This is a genomic window from Bacillus sp. FSL K6-2861, assembly GCF_038630725.1.
GTDB classification, from domain to species: Bacteria; Bacillota; Bacilli; order Bacillales; family Bacillaceae; genus Bacillus; species Bacillus velezensis.
In genome coordinates this window covers 2,454,455-2,470,706 of record NZ_CP152037.1, presented here as the reverse complement: position 1 = coordinate 2,470,706, position 16,252 = coordinate 2,454,455, and the positions used below count along the sequence as shown (strand labels likewise).

Below are 16,252 nucleotides of genomic sequence, written 5' to 3'. Positions count from 1 at the left end.
TATAATTTGTTATATCATTTGATGAAAGCGTTTTAGCTTTTTTCTTCTAGGGGGATTTTCTTGTGAAAGAGGTCAGATTGCCAAATTTATTGGAAATTATTATCTTATTATTCGGGTTTTTAGCACTTGTCTTATCGTTCACAGTGTTTTTAGACCTGCCGATCCAGCTAGCTCTATTAATATCCTGGTTTTTCGCTATTATTCTCGGAGTCAGGCTGGGATATTCATATAAAGACTTGCAGGATTCGATTGTCACCGGGATATCAAACGGTCTTGAAGCGGTGTTGATTCTTGTTTCGGTCGGTGCGCTCATCGGGACATGGATTGCCGGCGGCGTTGTGCCGACGTTAATTTATTATGGTTTAGAGTTTATTAATCCTCATATTTTCCTTCTGGCTACACTGGTTATTTGTTCCGTTATGTCCGTTGCGACCGGAACGTCGTGGGGAACCGTGGGAACCGCGGGAATCGCCATGATTGCCATCGGAGAGGGAATGGGTATACCGCTTCCGATCGTAGCGGGAGCCGTTTTGTCCGGCGCTTACTTCGGAGACAAGCTTTCACCGCTGTCTGACAGTACGGTGCTTGCCTCCACGCTTTCTAAGGTGGATGTGCTGTCACACGTCAGAGCGATGATGTATCTGTCAATTCCGTCCTATATTATTACGGCCATTCTGTTTACCGTAACGGGATTTATATACGGCGGAAAAAATATTGATCTCGACAAAGTGGAATTTTTAAAATCTTCATTGCAGAAAACGTTTGACATTCATATATGGATGCTCATTCCGGCTGTTGTCGTCGTTGTCCTTCTGATTTTGAAAAAGCCGTCTATGCCCGTTATCGTCATCGGTGCTTTGCTTGGCGCAATCTGGGCTTCCGTCTTTCAGGGAATGAATTTTGCCAGTGCCATCGCGACTGCTTATAATGGTTTTTCTATTAAAACGGACGTCGAATTTTTAAATGGCCTGTTAAACCGCGGAGGCATTACCGGTATGCTGGATACGTTAGTCGTTATCCTGTTCGGTCTTGGTTTTGGAGGAATTCTTGAGAAGCTCGGCGTATTAAAAGTGATTGTCTCAACTTTTGAGAAAAAGCTGACCACACCGGGAAATGTGACGCTTTCGACATTGATCGTCGCCCTTTTAGGAAACATTTTCGGCTGTGCGATGTACGTGTCATTGATCCTGACGCCGAAAATCATGGAGAACAGTTATGATAAACTGAAACTTGACAGAAGAGTTTTATCCCGGAACGCAGAGGTGGGCGGCACGCTTACTTCAGGGATGGTGCCGTGGTCTGATAACGGCATCTATATGGCCGGCATTCTCGGCGTATCCACATTTTCTTATCTGCCGTTCATGTGGCTCAGTTTTGTATCTATCGGACTGGCAATATTGTACGGATACACGGGGAAATTCATTTGGTACACGAAAGAAAAATCCTTGCAATCTCAAAAATTGGGTTAGGAGGTTCATTTCATGATTACAAAGCATATGATTCGGACGTTAATGATTGAAACGCCGACTGTTCCCGGAAATCTCGGAAAAGTGGCAACCGCCATCGGAGTGATGGGCGGAGATATCGGGGAAGTTGAAACCGTTAAAGTCGGCCCGAACTACACAATGCGCAACATTACGGTGCAGGCCGAAAATGAAGAGCAGCTGCAGGAAATCATTCAAGCCATTGAAGCTCTGGGTGAAGGCATCCGGCTTCATACAGTCTCAGATGAAGTGCTCTCTGCTCATGAAGGCGGCAAAATTCAGATGAAAAGCAAAATGCCGATCCGGACACTGGCTGAGCTTGGCCGTGTTTATACGCCGGGCGTCGCCGATGTGTGCAGACTGATTGAAAACGAGCCTGAAAAAGCGTCCATCTATACGACAATCAGCAATTCTGTCGCCATTGTCACCGACGGAACGGCGATTCTCGGCCTCGGCAATATCGGCTCTGTCGCCGGAATGCCCGTAATGGAAGGGAAAGCCGCGCTTTTTGACCAGCTGGCGGGTATCAGCGGAATTCCGATTTTGCTCGATACCTCTGATCCGGAAGAAATCATTCGCACGGTAAAACATATTTCCCCGGGGTTCAGCGGAATTCTGCTTGAAGATATCGGTTCGCCCCACTGCTTTGACATTGAAGACCGCCTGAAAGAAGAACTGGACATTCCGGTTATGCACGATGACCAGCACGGCACGGCGGTCGTCACGCTCGCCGCCGCCATTTCCGCTTGTAAAAGCGCCGGTCTTAATTTAAAAGAAGCGAAAGTCGGTCAGATCGGTCTCGGCGCGGCAGGCGTCGCCATCTGCCGCATGTTTATGGCATACGGAGTCAAAGCGGTCTGCGGAACGGATAAGTCAGAAGACGCAATGAACCGCCTCGCTCAGTACGGAGGTCAGCCGCTTGGAAGCATCAAAGAATTAATGGACACGTGTGACATTGTGATCAGCACCACAGGAGTTCCGGGTCTCATTAAAAAAGAGGATGTCAGAAAAGGACACGTCATTCTGGCTTTATCTAATCCGAAGCCGGAGATTGAACCGGAAGAGGCATTACAAGCCGGAGCCGCTTATGCAGCTGACGGCCGTTCGGTCAATAATGTTCTCGGCTTCCCGGGGATTTTCCGCGGCGCGCTGAACGCCAAAAGCAAGAAAATCGACCATGAAATGCTTGTGGCGGCCGCAGAAGCCATCGCCTCTTGCACAAAACACGGCGATCTCGTGCCTCAGCCTTTGGATGCGGACGTGCATCAAGCCGTATCAGCAGCCGTAGAACGGGCCGCGGCAGGAAAATAAACAACTTTTACAGTACCGGACATGTGCCGGTGCTGTTTTTTTATCATGAATAGGAAGCGGAATTCTTAGGCAGGCTAATAGATAGCAAAAGACGGAATAAAGAGGTGTCGATGTGGATTATTTTCCGCTGATCCATACAAATATTTGGGATGCTGTGATCGGCGTGCCGGTCGTCTTATGCGTCACACAGCTGATCAAAGTGTTCTGCCGGGTTCCGGGCATATTCGTTCCCACGATTGCCCTTGCTGCCGGAAATGTTGTGTCTATCGTTTTCGGTCATCATGAACACGTGTATGCGGGGATTTTTATGGGGTTTTTTTACGGATACGCCGCCATGGGGAGCTATTCATCTGCCAAAACGTCTCTGCGCGCTTACCGGTCGAAACATGAGCCGTATTCATGAACACATCTGGATTTTTTTGTTATGATAAAGAAAAGGGAAAAAGGAGCGATTGGCACATGGCGAAGAGCAAAACGAAAAAAATGCGGGAGCATCTCAAAAGAAACGGAATGCGTGACGCAGTCCTGTCAAGGGGGACGGCGCCGTCTTTCAGCACCCATGAAAGAGTGACGAAAACCAAAAAAGACAGGCTTGAAAGAATAAAGCATAAAAAAAGGAACCCCTATGATCACCGGAGTGATGACGGGGTTCTTTTTTTATGCCCGAATCTCGCGCCTTTCTATGATTTCTCTGTCATGTTTTCTCTTTTCTTTCATACAATCTACTAAATCAAGTCAATAGATTAGCGGGAGGAAAGCGGTATGAGAAAACAATCGTACAAAGAACTGTTTTTTCGCCATGTAAAGGATCATCTGTCACTTTATATATTTGTGTTCGTCTTGTTTTTGATGGGAGTCATTTTCGGGGCGATCATCGTCAACAGCATGACCATCACGCAGAAAGAAGATTTGTATTACTATTTAAGCAAGTTTTTCGGACAGCTGTCTGACGGAAAACATGCCGGCGCTTCAGAAATGTTTTGGCAGGCCGTCTTTCATGATGTAAAATATTTGGGGCTGATGTGGATCCTCGGTATTTCCGTGATCGGTCTTCCGGTTATTTTCATTATGGTGTTTTTAAAAGGAATCGTCGTCGGCTTCACGGTCGGTTTTTTAGTGAATCAAATGGGGATGAACGGGTTTTTCCTGTCATTTATTTCGGTTCTGCCGCAAAACGTCGTTCTCATTCCGGCGTATCTTATCATGGGGACATGCTCTATCGCTTTTTCACTGAAACTGATCCGGCAGCTGTTTGTCAAACGCAGCCTTCATGACGCGCCGATCCAATGGTTCGGACGCTACGCCTTCGTGCTGATTCTCATCGTTTTCTTCTCGGTCATCGCTTCGCTGCTCGAGGCGTACGTGTCTCCGCTGTTTATGGAAAAGCTGTCATCACGCATATTTTAGAATGATTATCACAAAATAATACTTTTATTTATCAGTTTATAATAATTATAGTTGGAACTCTGCGCGTATTTTGTTATAATGAGTCATGGAATGCGGCGTAGGAGGGAAAGACATGGAAAACCGTATTGATCGAATTAAAAAGCAGCTGCACTCGTCAAGCTACAAGCTTACGCCACAGCGGGAAGCAACGGTAAGAGTGCTGCTTGAAAACGAAGAAGACCATTTAAGCGCAGAAGATGTATACCTCCTCGTAAAAGAGAAATCTCCTGAAATTGGTCTCGCTACAGTATACCGTACATTAGAATTATTAACAGAATTAAAAGTCGTTGATAAAATTAACTTCGGGGACGGCGTATCCCGCTACGACCTTCGCAAAGAAGGCGCGGCTCACTTTCATCACCATTTGGTGTGCATGGAGTGCGGAGCCGTCGATGAAATTGAAGAAGATCTGCTTGAAGACGTTGAAGAAGTGATTGAACGTGATTGGAAATTTAAAATTAAAGATCATAGATTGACTTTTCACGGAATCTGCCACCGCTGCCGCGGGGATGAAACAGAGTAAAAGCCTACGAACCTTTTCTGCCAGGAAAGGGTTTTTTGCTGTTTTTATGTATAAAAGCCTTTGAAATTGGCATAAGGTGTACTAACAGCCGCCAACAGAAAGGGTCGATCGAAAGATGGGCAGATTCTTAAAAACAGCCGCGGATACGATCAAAGTGTTTATTCTGTTCACGGGTTTTACCGCGCTGTTCTATTATGCTATGATATGGGTGAATTCAGAGTATGAAAACTATCATCGGTACGATAAACCGGAAGGCTCCGCCGTCAAAGTGGCCAAAACGGAACATGAGGAGAAAGACGGCTGGTTCGGCCGATTGATCTTTTTTTACCAAAACGGGGAGTAGATCAAGAGTGAAGGATCAAATTAAGGATTTCATCCATTATGTGAGGGTTGAAAGAGGGCTGTCCCAAAATACGATGATGTCCTATGAGCGTGATCTGAAAAGTTATTCTCTCTTCTTAACTGAAACCCTTCAGATCACTTCATGGAATGATGTGACCCGTCTTCATATTATTCAGTATTTAAAGCATATAAAGGACTCCGGGAAATCCGGCAAGACGTCTGCGAGGCATTTGGCGTCGATCCGGTCTTTTCATCAATTTCTGTTAAGGGAAAAAGCCGCGGATAAAGATCCTTCGGTACATATTGAAACACAAAAAACAGAGCGGACGCTTCCGAAAGTATTGGCGCTTCAGGAAGTTGAGCGGTTATTGGACACGCCTAAGCTTGACAGTCCGTTCGGCCTCAGGGATAAAGCCATGCTTGAACTGCTGTACGCGACCGGCATCAGGGTCAGCGAGATGATCGAGCTGAAATTATCCGACGTCCATTTGACGATGGGATTTGTCCGCTGCTTCGGAAAAGGGCGGAAAGAGCGGATTGTGCCGATTGGCGAAGCCGCTTCCCATGCGATAGAAGCATACATTGAAAAAGCCAGAGGGAAATTATTAAAGAAAAATGTAACCGAAGCGCTTTTTTTGAATCATCACGGCAGGCAGATCAGCCGTCAGGGATTCTGGAAAAACCTGAAAAAAATCGCCCTTGAAGCGGGGATTAAAAAAGAGCTGACACCGCACACGCTCCGGCACTCCTTTGCAACGCACCTGCTCGAAAACGGGGCGGATCTGCGCGCCGTGCAGGAGATGCTCGGACATGCCGATATTTCCACGACGCAAATTTATACGCATGTGACGAAAACAAGGCTGAAGGACGTGTACAAACAGTATCATCCGCGCGCTTAGGAGCCGCTGCCAGAGGGGCCGCGGCTTTTTTGCCGGATTGGCGGAATACAGAGAAGGTTCTAATTATTTGAATCGGCATTGTCAACAAGAATGTAAACGGTTTATACTTGAGTTGTCTGACCTCTGTAAGCTACAATGGACAGATGGAAGAAAAGGAGGCTTTTATGATGTCTGAATACAAATATAACCGGGTATTTTTGATCGTAATGGATTCTGTCGGAATCGGTGAAGCGCCGGACGCCGCCGATTTTAATGATATAGGCGCAAATACGCTCGGACACATCGCAGAGCACATGAACGGCTTACATATGCCCCATATGGCGCAGCTCGGTCTCGGACTGATCGGAGACATTAAGGGCGTGGAAAAAACGGAGCACCCTCTTGCGTATTACGGGAAAATGCAGGAGGCGTCAAACGGGAAAGATACGATGACGGGGCACTGGGAGATTATGGGCCTCTACATTGAAAAACCGTTTAAAGTGTTCCCGGAAGGATTTCCGGATGAACTTCTTCAGGAACTTGAGCGGCGTTCAGGACGGAAAATCATCGGAAATAAGCCGGCTTCAGGCACGGCGATTCTGGATGAGCTCGGAAAAGAACATATGGAAACGGGTGCGCTGATCGTTTATACATCAGCAGATTCCGTACTGCAGATTGCGGCTCACGAAGATGTCGTTCCGCTTGACGAACTGTACAGCATCTGTGAAACGGCAAGAGAACTGACGCTTGATCCGAAGTACATGGTCGGCCGGATTATCGCAAGACCGTTCGTCGGAGAACCGGGCAGCTTCAAACGCACGCCGAACCGTCATGATTATGCGCTCAAACCGTTCGGCCGCACGGTAATGAACGGAATGAAAGACAGCGGATTAGACGTCATTTCCATCGGCAAAATTTCTGATATTTATGACGGAGAAGGCATTACATCTTCCCGCCGGACGGTATCTAATATGGACGGCATGGACAAAGTGATTGAAACGCTCGGTGAAGAGTTCACGGGCCTGAGCTTTGCCAATCTCGTTGATTTTGACGCGCTGTACGGACACCGCCGCGATCCGGAAGGGTACGGAAAAGCGCTCGAGGAATTCGACGCAAGGCTTCCGGAAGTGTTTGAGAAAATGAAAGAAGACGATCTGCTTATCATCACTGCGGATCACGGCAATGATCCTGTCCATCACGGCACGGATCACACGCGGGAGTATGTGCCGCTTCTTGTGTACAGCAAAAAGCACAAACACACTGAACAGCTGCCGCTTGCGGATACATTTGCCGATATCGGCGCAACCATTGCGGATAATTTCAAAACGGAAAAGCCGAAATACGGAAAAAGCTTTTTATCAAGATTACAGTAGGGGGACTTTTTTTGAAACAAAAGATCGAACGTGCTGCTGCATTTATTAAAGAACACGTGAAAGAAACACCAAAGATCGGTCTGATTTTAGGGTCAGGGCTCGGCGTATTGGCCGATGAAATTGAAGGAGCTGTCAAGCTTACATATGAAACGATCCCTGATTTTCCGGTCTCAACGGTAGAAGGCCATGCCGGCCAGCTTGTGATGGGAACGCTTGAAGGCGTGCAGGTCATCGCGATGCAGGGCCGCTTTCATTACTATGAAGGCTACTCAATGGATCAGGTCACATTTCCCGTCCGCGTGATGAAGGCGCTCGGCGTTGAATCTCTTGTCGTGACGAACGCAGCCGGCGGTATCAACACTGAATTCCGCGCTGGCGATCTGATGATTATTACAGACCACATCAACTTTACGGGCACCAACCCGTTAATCGGGCCGAACGAAGCTGAATTCGGACCGAGATTCCCGGACATGTCAGAAGCCTATGACAAAGAGCTGTCAGGCTTGGCTGAAAAAACGGCCGATGAGCTGGGCATTCCTGTTCAAAAAGGGGTGTATACAGCTGTTACGGGGCCGTCTTACGAAACGCCTGCTGAGGTTCGGTTTTTAAGAACGATGGGTTCTGACGCTGTCGGCATGTCGACCGTGCCGGAAGTCATCGTCGCCAACCACGCGGGGATGCGCGTGCTCGGCATCTCATGCATTTCCAACGCGGCGGCAGGTATTCTTGACCAGCCGTTATCCCATGAAGAAGTAATGGAAATGACGGAAAAAGTAAAAGGCGGCTTCTTGAAGCTTGTAAAAGCCGTAGTCGCACGATCTCAAAAATAAGTCAGCATAAGTCAGCTGTTTCTTCGGAAGCAGCTGTTTTTTTGTGCCCTCAACACGAAACATTTTCCAGATGAGGCGTATAAAACCACCGGATTTGGAAAAAATAAAAAGGATTATGAAATGGAGGGCTTTGGAGATGAAACGTCTTATATCCACTTTGTTGATTGGCATTTTATTAACGGCATCAGCACCGTCCGCTTTTGCAAAGCCGGACGGAAAACATACATCGGAGCTCGCTCATGAAGCCAAAAGCGCCGTGCTGATTGAACGCGATACGGGAAGCATTCTTTATAACAAGAACAGCCGGGAGCGTCTGGCGCCGGCAAGCATGACAAAAATTATGACCATGCTTTTAATCATGGAAGCGCTTGACAAAGGGAAAATAAAGATGAGCGATAAAGTCAGGACGAGTGAACATGCCGCGTCCATGGGCGGATCACAGATTTTCCTTGAACCCGGAGAAGAAATGACGGTAAAAGAAATGCTCAAAGGAATTGCGATAGCTTCCGGAAATGACGCATCCGTCGCAATGGCGGAGTATATTGCCGGTTCAGAAGAGGATTTCGTCAGCCGGATGAACAAAAAAGCAAAAGAATTGGGATTGAAAGATACCTCCTTCAAAAACCCGACGGGACTGCCTGAAAAAGACCATTACAGCTCTGCTTATGACATGGCGAAAATGGCGAAGGAATTATTAAAGTATGATAAAATCACTCAATTTACGGGAACGTATGAGGATTATTTAAGAGAAAATACAGACAAAAAGTTCTGGCTCGTCAATACAAACCGGCTGATCAAATTTTATCCGGGTGTAGACGGCGTGAAGACGGGCTTTACAGGCGAAGCGAAGTATTGTTTAACCGCCACCGCTAAAAAAGGAAATATGAGGGTCATTGCTGTTGTTTTCGGAGCCAGCACTCCGAAAGAAAGAAATGCCCAAGTGACCAAAATGCTTGATTACGCCTTCAGCCAGTTTAAAACACACCCGCTGTACAAACGGGATCAAATCGTCGGAACGGTAAAAGTGAAAAAAGGAAAACAGAAACTGATCAAGCTGACCACATCTGAGCCGATTTCTCTTCTGGCCAAAAAGGGAGAGAACATGGACAAAGTAAAAAAAGAAGTGAAAATCAACGGCAATGTAACGGCTCCGGTTAAAAAAGGAGAAGTGCTCGGCAGCCTCGTTCTGAAAAAAGACGGAAAGGTGCTCGTTGAAAGCCCGGTCACGGCAAAAGACGACATGGAAAAAGCGGGTTTTCTCACTTTTCTGAAGCGGACGATGGGAGATTGGACTAAATTTAAATAATCGTGGCGAACGGGCACTAGTTTTGTCATAGTGAAGGAATTGCTTTCCCGAAAATCGAAACACTCATTATCCGATCATATCAAGGAGGAATGAGCATGAGCCTTGGAATTGACTTTCATGTCAAAGAATCCGTGCTTTGTATTCGATTAACAGGTGAACTCGACCATCATACGGCAGAATCATTAAAACAAAAGGTTACTGAATCGCTGGAGGCTGACGGCATCCGTCACATTGTGCTGAACCTTGAAGATCTTACCTTCATGGACAGCTCCGGCCTCGGTGTGATTTTAGGGCGTTATAAACAAATTAAACAGCTCGGCGGAGAAATGGTCGTGTGCGCGATTTCACCCGCGGTGAGACGTCTGTTTGACATGTCCGGCCTGTTTAAAATCATCAGGTTCGAACAATCAGAACAAAAAGCGCTTTTAACGTTGGGGGTGGCATCATGAAAAACGAGATGCATCTTGAATTTTCAGCCCTCAGTCAGAACGAATCGTTTGCGCGCGTAACAGTTGCTTCTTTTATCGCACAGCTCGACCCGACGATGGATGAGCTGACGGAAATCAAGACCGTCGTATCAGAAGCGGTAACAAACGCGATCATCCACGGCTATGAAGAAAACTGTGACGGAAAGGTGTACATCTCCGTTACGCTGGAGGATCATGTCGTCTATCTGACCATACGTGACGAAGGCCTCGGGATCACGGATCTTGAGGAAGCGCGCCAGCCGCTCTTTACGACAAAACCCGAGCTTGAGCGCTCCGGAATGGGCTTTACCATTATGGAAAACTTCATGGATGATGTCACGATTGATTCCTCGCCGGAGATGGGAACGACGATACGCTTAACAAAACACCTATCAAAAAGCAAAGCGCTTTGTAATTAAGGAGATTTGTTATGGATGTGGAGGTTAAGAAAAACAGCAAAAACGCGCAGCTCAAGGACCATGAAGTCAAAGAATTAATCAAAAAGAGCCAAGAGGGCGACCAGCAGGCAAGAGACCTCCTCATAGAAAAAAACATGCGTCTTGTGTGGTCCGTCGTTCAAAGGTTCTTAAACAGAGGCTATGAGCCGGATGATCTGTTTCAGATCGGCTGTATCGGATTGTTAAAATCCGTTGATAAATTCGATTTGTCCTATGATGTCCGTTTTTCAACTTATGCCGTGCCGATGATTATCGGAGAAATCCAGCGCTTCATCCGCGATGACGGAACCGTCAAAGTTTCAAGATCTTTAAAAGAGCTCGGCAATAAAATACGCCGGGCGAAAGATGAACTGTCAAAAACATACGGAAGAGTGCCGACCGTCCAGGAAATCGCGGACCATTTAGAAATTGATGCGGAGGATGTGGTGCTTGCGCAGGAAGCGGTGCGGGCGCCTTCATCCATTCATGAGACCGTGTATGAAAATGACGGAGACCCGATCACCCTGCTTGATCAGATCGCCGATCATTCAGAAGAGAAGTGGTTTGACAAAATCGCCCTCAAGGAAGCGATCAGTGATTTGGAAGAACGGGAAAAACTCATTGTCTATCTGAGATATTATAAAGATCAGACACAGTCGGAAGTAGCCGAACGGCTCGGGATTTCCCAAGTCCAGGTATCGAGGCTGGAGAAAAAAATATTAAAGCAGATTAAAGTGCAAATGGATCATACGGAAAGCTGACCTTTTACGGGCCGGCTTTTTTTATTTGTGCATCGGTGGTAATTTATGGTCTTTTGCCGCTGATGAATGAGAACAAAAGTGAACCGCATACTACATATATAACCACCCGAAAGATGGTGATGCAAGATGGAAAGACGAATATTTCTCAGACTTCGCCACCGCGTGAAGGCTCATACCGGAGATATCATCACAATCGGCGATGCCGCGCAGATCGCGGGACAGCAAAAGCTGAAAAAAAAACTGTCGGCACTGCCGCTGTATAAGGTCACGAAAAAAGATAAAAATATCGTCGTGCTGGACATCATAAAAGTGCTGAAAACCATTCATACCGCTTTTCCCGCTCTTGATGTACAGACCGTCGGCGGAGCTGAAACGATAGTGGAAATCCATTACCAAAAAAAGCAGCTGTCAGCCGTTTTGTTCGTCGGTGTCTGGCTCCTGCTTTTTATCGGTTCATGTCTTGCCATTATGAATTTTCATGAAGATGTCAGTATGAGAGAAGTTCATATCGCCTTATATGAAATCATAACGGGCGAACGGAATGAATATCCGTATCTGCTTCAGATTCCATACAGCATCGGCCTCGGTCTCGGTATGATCGTCTTTTTTAATCACATCTTCAAAAAACGCCTGAATGAAGAGCCAAGCCCGCTGGAAGTCGAGATGTTTAATTATCAGCTTGATCTCGATCATTATGTCGCAATGCACGAAAATGAAGAGACGATGAAAGATCTGCATGATCGTTAGCATTCTTTTCGTTATATTTGTCGGGCTTGGCGGAGGGCTGACCGTGGGTGCGGGCTTTGTGGCTTTTTTAACCGTTATGGGAATCGTCCCCCGCCTTATGCAGCTGACAAAAACAATGCGCTTTGTACAGGCTTACGAAGGAGCTGTTATTTCAGGAGCTGTGTTCGGCGGCTGGGAAACCTTAAATATGAATCATTTTTTTTTATCTGAATGGCTGGCCGTTCCGGTCGGGCTTTTGGCCGGCATGTTTGTCGGCATGCTGGCCGCCGCGCTTACAGAAGTGCTGAATGTGCTTCCCATTCTTGCCAAACGGATCGGCTTCGGCAGCAAAATCATCATATTGCTGATGGCCATTGTGTTCGGCAAAATAGCCGGCTCTTTATTTCATTGGCTGTATTTTATCCATCATTCATAAGGAGGAACCGACATGACAAACTTAAAAGAAAATTACAAAACAAAAGTGAAAGACTATCAGCCGAAACCGCCATATGTTTGGAATTGCGTCAAAGCCTTTCTAATCGGCGGTTTGATCTGTCTGATCGGGCAGGCTCTTCAAGACTTTTACATCCACTTTTTTAATTTTAATGAAAAAACAGCAGGCAACCCGACGGCCGCCACTCTTATTTTAATTTCCGCCCTTTTGACCGGATTCGGCATTTATGACAGACTCGGGCAGTTTGCCGGAGCGGGTTCAGCCGTGCCGGTGACGGGTTTTGCAAACAGTATGACAAGCGCCGCTCTCGAACACAGAAGTGAAGGACTCGTGCTCGGAGTAGCGACAAACATGTTTAAATTGGCGGGAAACGTCATTGTATTCGGCGTGGTGGCAGCCTATATCGTAGGCCTGATACGGTTTGCTTGTGAAAAACTGTTTTCGTAGGAGGAGAAAAAATGAAATTGACCGGAAAGCAAACCTGGGTGTTTGAAAACCCGTTATTTGTAAATGCGGCGGGGACGGCAGCCGGACCGAAAGAAAAAGACGGCCCGCTCGGTTCGCTGTTTGATAAGACATACGATGAAATGCATTGCAATCAGAAAAACTGGGAAATGGCGGAACGTCAGTTAATGGAAGATGCCATCAACTCCGCTTTGCAAAAACAGAATTTGAAAAAGAGCGATATTGATTTGTTACTCGCGGGGGATCTTTTAAATCAAAATGTGACCGCCAACTACGTCGCCAGACATCTGAAAATTCCGTTCCTCTGTCTGTTCGGCGCCTGTTCGACATCAATGGAAACGATTGCCGTCGCATCCGCGCTCATTGACGGCGGTTTTGCGAACCGGGCGATCGCAGCCACGAGCAGCCATAACGCGACGGCAGAACGGCAATTCCGCAATCCGACGGAGTACGGCGGGCAAAAACCGGATACCGCCACTTCAACGGTCACGGGGGGCGGGGCGGTCATCATCAGTCAAAACCCTTCTGATATCAAGATTACAAGCGCAACAGTGGGAAAAGTAAGCGACCTCGGAATAACAGATCCGTTCGATATGGGATCCGCCATGGCGCCCGCTGCCGCCGACACAATCAAACAGCACCTGCAGGACTTAAACCGCACGGCGGATGATTATGATCTGATTTTAACGGGAGACCTTTCAGGCGTCGGCTCGCCGATCGTAAAAGATTTGCTCAAAGAAGAAGGCTATCCCGTGGGAACGAAACACGATGACTGCGGTCTTCTCATCTATACGCCGGACCAGCAGGTGTTTGCGGGCGGAAGCGGCTGCGCCTGCTCTGCGCTTGTTACGTACACACATATTTTTAATCAATTAAAAGCAGGGACTCTAAACAGGGTACTCGTTGTCGCGACAGGAGCGCTTTTGAGTCCGACAATGATCCAGCAGAAGGAAACCATTCCGACCATCGCGCACGGTGTGGTATTTGAGCGGGCGGGAGGTGCATCATAAATGGAATATCTGTTGGCTTTTGTTTGCGGGGGAATCATTTGCATTATCGGTCAGCTGCTGCTTGACATTTTTAAACTGACACCCGCCCATGTGATGACAACTTTTGTCGTCATCGGCGCCTTGTTAGATGGGTTCGGAATTTATGACAAATTTATCGAATTCGCAGGCGCGGGCGCGACGGTTCCCATCGTCAGCTTCGGTCACAGCTTATTGCACGGCGCCATGCATCAAGCTCACGAGCATGGATTTATCGGGATCGCCATGGGGATTTTTGAACTTACTTCCGCCGGTATATCTTCAGCGATTTTATTCGCATTTCTTGTAGCCGTTATTTTTAAACCGAAAGGATAATGCCTGATGACGAAACGGAAGGTCATTCTTGTGACAGACGGGGACGTATACGCCGCCAAAACAATTGAATATGCCGCAGAAAAAGCAGGCGGACGGTGTATTTCCCAATCAAAGGGCAATCCGTCAACGAGAAGCGGCCCCGAACTTGTTCAGCTGATTAAAGCCGCGCCGAATGACCCGGTGTTTGTCATGTTTGACGATTCAGGCCTGCAAGGGGAAGGGCCGGGCGAAACGGCGCTGAAATATGTCGCCTCACATCAGGACGTTGAAGTGCTGGGGGTGATTGCGGTCGCTTCTAAGACCCATCAGGCTGAATGGACGAAAGTCGATGTCTCCATTGACCGTGATGGAGAAGTGACGGAGTTTGGCGTCGATAAAACCGGAATGAGAGAAATGGACGAGCACAGAATGAACGGAGATACGGTGTATTGTCTGGATAAATTGGACGTTCCCCTCATTGTGGGCATCGGCGACATAGGAAAGATGGGGAGAAAAGATGACATATCCAAAGGCTCGCCGATCACGATGAAGGCGGTCGAATTCATTTTAGAAAGGAGCGAAAGCCATGCCGGAAAAACCGGAAAACATGATCAAGGTGTACCGGGATCCTAGAAAAAATGAACAATTTTTTAAAGACCGCGTCGGTATGGGAACGAGCTATGATGTCGGCGTCCGCAAAGTTCGAGTATTAGACCGGGAAGTCCAGATTTACTTTGTCAACGGATTAACCGATACTTTGTTTATCGTTCATTTAATGGAACAGCTCGTCGACATCAATAATTATGACGAGAATGCGGATGAAGCGATTGACGTTGTTGAAAACAGGCTTGTCAATCAGCAGGTCCAAAAAGTCAAAACGCTCGACGAAGTAACGGATCAGGTGCTTTCCGGACTTGTCGCCGTTATCGTTGAAGACGCGGGCTTCGCCTTTATCGTTGACGTCAGAAGTTACCCCGGACGCACACCTGAAGAACCGGATACGGAAAAGGTCGTCCGCGGAGCAAGAGACGGTTTTATCGAAAATATCGTCATTAATACAGCATTGATCAGAAGACGAATCAGGGACGAAAGGCTCCGCGTCAAAATTACGAAAGTCGGCGAGCGCTCTAAGACCGATCTTGCGATTGTGTATATAGAGGACATCGCGGACCCGGACCTTGTCAGCATCGTCGAAAACGAAGTGAATGCGATTGACATTGACGGACTGACGATGGCTGATAAAACGGTGGAGGAATTCATCGTCAAACAAGGCTACAATCCGTTTCCGATGGTCAGATACACGGAGCGGCCGGATGTGGCCGCCAATCACATTTTGGAAGGGCACGTCATCATCGTCGTCGATACGTCACCGAGCGTGATCATAACGCCGACAACAATATTTCACCATGTTCAGCATGCGGAAGAATACAGGCAGGCGCCTTCAGTGGGCACATTTTTAAGATGGATCAGGTTTTTCGGTATTATCGCTTCAACCGTTCTGCTTCCGATTTGGTTCCTCTTTGTTCTCGAACCGTCTCTTCTGCCTGAAAGATTGGATTTTATCGGTTTAAATAAAAATACGCACATCCCGATCATTCTGCAAATCTTTTTGGCCGATTTGGGGATTGAGTTTCTCAGGATGGCCGCGATCCATACGCCGACCGCTTTATCCACCGCCATGGGTCTGATTGCGGCGGTGCTGATCGGTCAAATCGCCATAGCGGTGGGGCTGTTTTCAGCAGAAGTGATTCTGTACGTATCGATCGCCGCCATCGGATCATTTACCACGCCGAGCTATGAGCTCAGCCTCGCCAATAAAATGATACGCCTCATCTTAATGGTGCTCGTGGCCATTTTCCAAGTAAAAGGCTTTGTGATAGGCTTTACATTGCTGCTGATCATAATGGCGAATATCCGCTCGTTTCACACGCCGTATTTATGGCCGTTTTTACCGTTTAACGGCAAGGCGCTGTGGCAGGTGCTCGTCCGGACGACAGTGCCGGGAGCGAAAGTCAGACCGAGCATTGTTCACCCGAAAGACCGTCAAAGACAGCCAAGCGGTTCATAATCGCATTGAAACCGACAGAAGATTATGATATTGTATGTCTT

General features: G+C 47.4%; 21 protein-coding genes. All 21 read left to right on the top strand.

Annotated elements, in window-relative coordinates; all coding sequences use genetic code 11:
• The first annotated feature begins 62 nt into the window (after positions 1-62).
• The 21 genes from nhaC to NYE62_RS12145 all read left to right on the top strand — a co-directional run bounded on the left by nhaC (position 63) and on the right by NYE62_RS12145 (position 16,211).
• Positions 63-1,469 carry a Na+/H+ antiporter NhaC gene (gene nhaC / locus NYE62_RS12245; RefSeq protein ID WP_045208087.1) on the top strand — a complete coding sequence of 469 codons (1,407 nt, stop codon included), beginning with the start codon at positions 63-65 and terminating at the stop codon, positions 1,467-1,469.
• 12 nt (positions 1,470-1,481) lie between these two features.
• The gene (locus NYE62_RS12240) at positions 1,482-2,795 is read left to right on the top strand and encodes an NAD-dependent malic enzyme (RefSeq protein WP_199022019.1); all 1,314 of its coding nucleotides are present in this window, start codon (positions 1,482-1,484) and stop codon (positions 2,793-2,795) included.
• A gap of 112 nt (positions 2,796-2,907) precedes the next feature.
• On the top strand, positions 2,908-3,198 hold the full coding sequence (locus NYE62_RS12235) for a hypothetical protein (RefSeq protein ID WP_003153325.1): 291 nt from the start codon (positions 2,908-2,910) through the stop codon (positions 3,196-3,198).
• 56 nt (positions 3,199-3,254) lie between these two features.
• A complete protein-coding gene (locus NYE62_RS12230) occupies positions 3,255-3,524 on the top strand; it encodes a hypothetical protein (protein WP_032862885.1) in 270 nt (89 codons plus the stop codon).
• Positions 3,525-3,557: 33 nt separating this feature from the next.
• A complete protein-coding gene (spoIIM, locus tag NYE62_RS12225; RefSeq protein ID WP_003153328.1) occupies positions 3,558-4,202 on the top strand; it encodes a stage II sporulation protein M in 645 nt (214 codons plus the stop codon).
• A 112-nt stretch (positions 4,203-4,314) separates the two neighbouring features.
• Entirely contained in the window at positions 4,315-4,764 is a 450-nt protein-coding gene (gene fur, locus NYE62_RS12220; RefSeq protein ID WP_003153330.1) for a ferric iron uptake transcriptional regulator, read from the top strand.
• Positions 4,765-4,879: 115 nt separating this feature from the next.
• Entirely contained in the window at positions 4,880-5,107 is a 228-nt protein-coding gene (locus tag NYE62_RS12215; RefSeq protein ID WP_003153331.1) for a YqzK family protein, read from the top strand.
• Positions 5,108-5,114: 7 nt separating this feature from the next.
• Entirely contained in the window at positions 5,115-6,005 is an 891-nt protein-coding gene (gene xerD / locus NYE62_RS12210; RefSeq protein WP_020956024.1) for a site-specific tyrosine recombinase XerD, read from the top strand.
• A 167-nt stretch (positions 6,006-6,172) separates the two neighbouring features.
• Positions 6,173-7,357, top strand: a complete 1,185-nt coding sequence (deoB, locus tag NYE62_RS12205; RefSeq protein ID WP_015240135.1) for a phosphopentomutase — start codon at positions 6,173-6,175, stop codon at positions 7,355-7,357.
• An 11-nt stretch (positions 7,358-7,368) separates the two neighbouring features.
• Positions 7,369-8,187, top strand: a complete 819-nt coding sequence (locus NYE62_RS12200) for a purine-nucleoside phosphorylase (RefSeq protein WP_007409407.1) — start codon at positions 7,369-7,371, stop codon at positions 8,185-8,187.
• A 136-nt stretch (positions 8,188-8,323) separates the two neighbouring features.
• On the top strand, positions 8,324-9,493 hold the full coding sequence (locus tag NYE62_RS12195) for a D-alanyl-D-alanine carboxypeptidase family protein (RefSeq protein ID WP_007409410.1): 1,170 nt from the start codon (positions 8,324-8,326) through the stop codon (positions 9,491-9,493).
• Between the two features lie 95 nt (positions 9,494-9,588).
• Positions 9,589-9,942 (top strand): anti-sigma F factor antagonist, encoded by a 354-nt coding sequence (gene spoIIAA, locus NYE62_RS12190; RefSeq protein ID WP_007409411.1) that lies wholly within the window; start codon positions 9,589-9,591, stop codon positions 9,940-9,942.
• On the top strand, positions 9,939-10,379 hold the full coding sequence (gene spoIIAB / locus NYE62_RS12185; RefSeq protein ID WP_003153347.1) for an anti-sigma F factor: 441 nt from the start codon (positions 9,939-9,941) through the stop codon (positions 10,377-10,379). The genes spoIIAA and spoIIAB overlap by 4 nt, the downstream gene beginning before the upstream one ends.
• 11 nt (positions 10,380-10,390) lie before the next feature.
• Positions 10,391-11,158 (top strand): RNA polymerase sporulation sigma factor SigF, encoded by a 768-nt coding sequence (gene sigF / locus NYE62_RS12180; RefSeq protein ID WP_003153348.1) that lies wholly within the window; start codon positions 10,391-10,393, stop codon positions 11,156-11,158.
• 126 nt (positions 11,159-11,284) lie between these two features.
• Positions 11,285-11,905 carry a stage V sporulation protein AA gene (locus tag NYE62_RS12175; protein ID WP_007409412.1) on the top strand — a complete coding sequence of 207 codons (621 nt, stop codon included), beginning with the start codon at positions 11,285-11,287 and terminating at the stop codon, positions 11,903-11,905.
• Positions 11,895-12,320, top strand: a complete 426-nt coding sequence (locus NYE62_RS12170; protein ID WP_029326122.1) for a stage V sporulation protein AB — start codon at positions 11,895-11,897, stop codon at positions 12,318-12,320. Before NYE62_RS12175 ends, NYE62_RS12170 begins: the two co-directional genes overlap by 11 nt.
• Before the next feature lie 12 nt (positions 12,321-12,332).
• The gene (gene spoVAC / locus NYE62_RS12165) at positions 12,333-12,785 is read left to right on the top strand and encodes a stage V sporulation protein AC (protein WP_003153353.1); all 453 of its coding nucleotides are present in this window, start codon (positions 12,333-12,335) and stop codon (positions 12,783-12,785) included.
• An 11-nt stretch (positions 12,786-12,796) separates the two neighbouring features.
• Positions 12,797-13,813 carry a stage V sporulation protein AD gene (spoVAD, locus tag NYE62_RS12160; protein WP_015240132.1) on the top strand — a complete coding sequence of 339 codons (1,017 nt, stop codon included), beginning with the start codon at positions 12,797-12,799 and terminating at the stop codon, positions 13,811-13,813.
• The gene (spoVAE, locus tag NYE62_RS12155; RefSeq protein WP_007409415.1) at positions 13,814-14,164 is read left to right on the top strand and encodes a stage V sporulation protein AE; all 351 of its coding nucleotides are present in this window, start codon (positions 13,814-13,816) and stop codon (positions 14,162-14,164) included.
• A gap of 3 nt (positions 14,165-14,167) precedes the next feature.
• A complete protein-coding gene (locus tag NYE62_RS12150) occupies positions 14,168-14,776 on the top strand; it encodes a stage V sporulation protein AE (RefSeq protein WP_029326123.1) in 609 nt (202 codons plus the stop codon).
• Positions 14,730-16,211 carry a spore germination protein gene (locus NYE62_RS12145; protein WP_007612331.1) on the top strand — a complete coding sequence of 494 codons (1,482 nt, stop codon included), beginning with the start codon at positions 14,730-14,732 and terminating at the stop codon, positions 16,209-16,211. Before NYE62_RS12150 ends, NYE62_RS12145 begins: the two co-directional genes overlap by 47 nt.
• Positions 16,212-16,252 lie beyond the last annotated feature (41 nt).

Bases quoted from the DNA above. Each gene is read 5' to 3' on its own strand.
- NYE62_RS12240 (WP_199022019.1), top strand. From the start codon at position 1,482: ATGATTACAAAGCATATGATTCGGACGTTAATGATTGAAACGCCGACT.
- NYE62_RS12230 (WP_032862885.1), top strand. From the start codon at position 3,255: ATGGCGAAGAGCAAAACGAAAAAAATGCGGGAGCATCTCAAAAGAAAC.
- spoIIM (WP_003153328.1), top strand. From the start codon at position 3,558: ATGAGAAAACAATCGTACAAAGAACTGTTTTTTCGCCATGTAAAGGAT.
- fur (WP_003153330.1), top strand. From the start codon at position 4,315: ATGGAAAACCGTATTGATCGAATTAAAAAGCAGCTGCACTCGTCAAGC.
- NYE62_RS12215 (WP_003153331.1), top strand. From the start codon at position 4,880: ATGGGCAGATTCTTAAAAACAGCCGCGGATACGATCAAAGTGTTTATT.
- deoB (WP_015240135.1), top strand. From the start codon at position 6,173: ATGTCTGAATACAAATATAACCGGGTATTTTTGATCGTAATGGATTCT.
- NYE62_RS12195 (WP_007409410.1), top strand. From the start codon at position 8,324: ATGAAACGTCTTATATCCACTTTGTTGATTGGCATTTTATTAACGGCA.
- spoIIAA (WP_007409411.1), top strand. From the start codon at position 9,589: ATGAGCCTTGGAATTGACTTTCATGTCAAAGAATCCGTGCTTTGTATT.
- spoIIAB (WP_003153347.1), top strand. From the start codon at position 9,939: ATGAAAAACGAGATGCATCTTGAATTTTCAGCCCTCAGTCAGAACGAA.
- sigF (WP_003153348.1), top strand. From the start codon at position 10,391: ATGGATGTGGAGGTTAAGAAAAACAGCAAAAACGCGCAGCTCAAGGAC.
- NYE62_RS12175 (WP_007409412.1), top strand. From the start codon at position 11,285: ATGGAAAGACGAATATTTCTCAGACTTCGCCACCGCGTGAAGGCTCAT.
- NYE62_RS12170 (WP_029326122.1), top strand. From the start codon at position 11,895: ATGATCGTTAGCATTCTTTTCGTTATATTTGTCGGGCTTGGCGGAGGG.
- spoVAC (WP_003153353.1), top strand. From the start codon at position 12,333: ATGACAAACTTAAAAGAAAATTACAAAACAAAAGTGAAAGACTATCAG.
- spoVAD (WP_015240132.1), top strand. From the start codon at position 12,797: ATGAAATTGACCGGAAAGCAAACCTGGGTGTTTGAAAACCCGTTATTT.
- spoVAE (WP_007409415.1), top strand. From the start codon at position 13,814: ATGGAATATCTGTTGGCTTTTGTTTGCGGGGGAATCATTTGCATTATC.
- NYE62_RS12145 (WP_007612331.1), top strand. From the start codon at position 14,730: ATGCCGGAAAAACCGGAAAACATGATCAAGGTGTACCGGGATCCTAGA.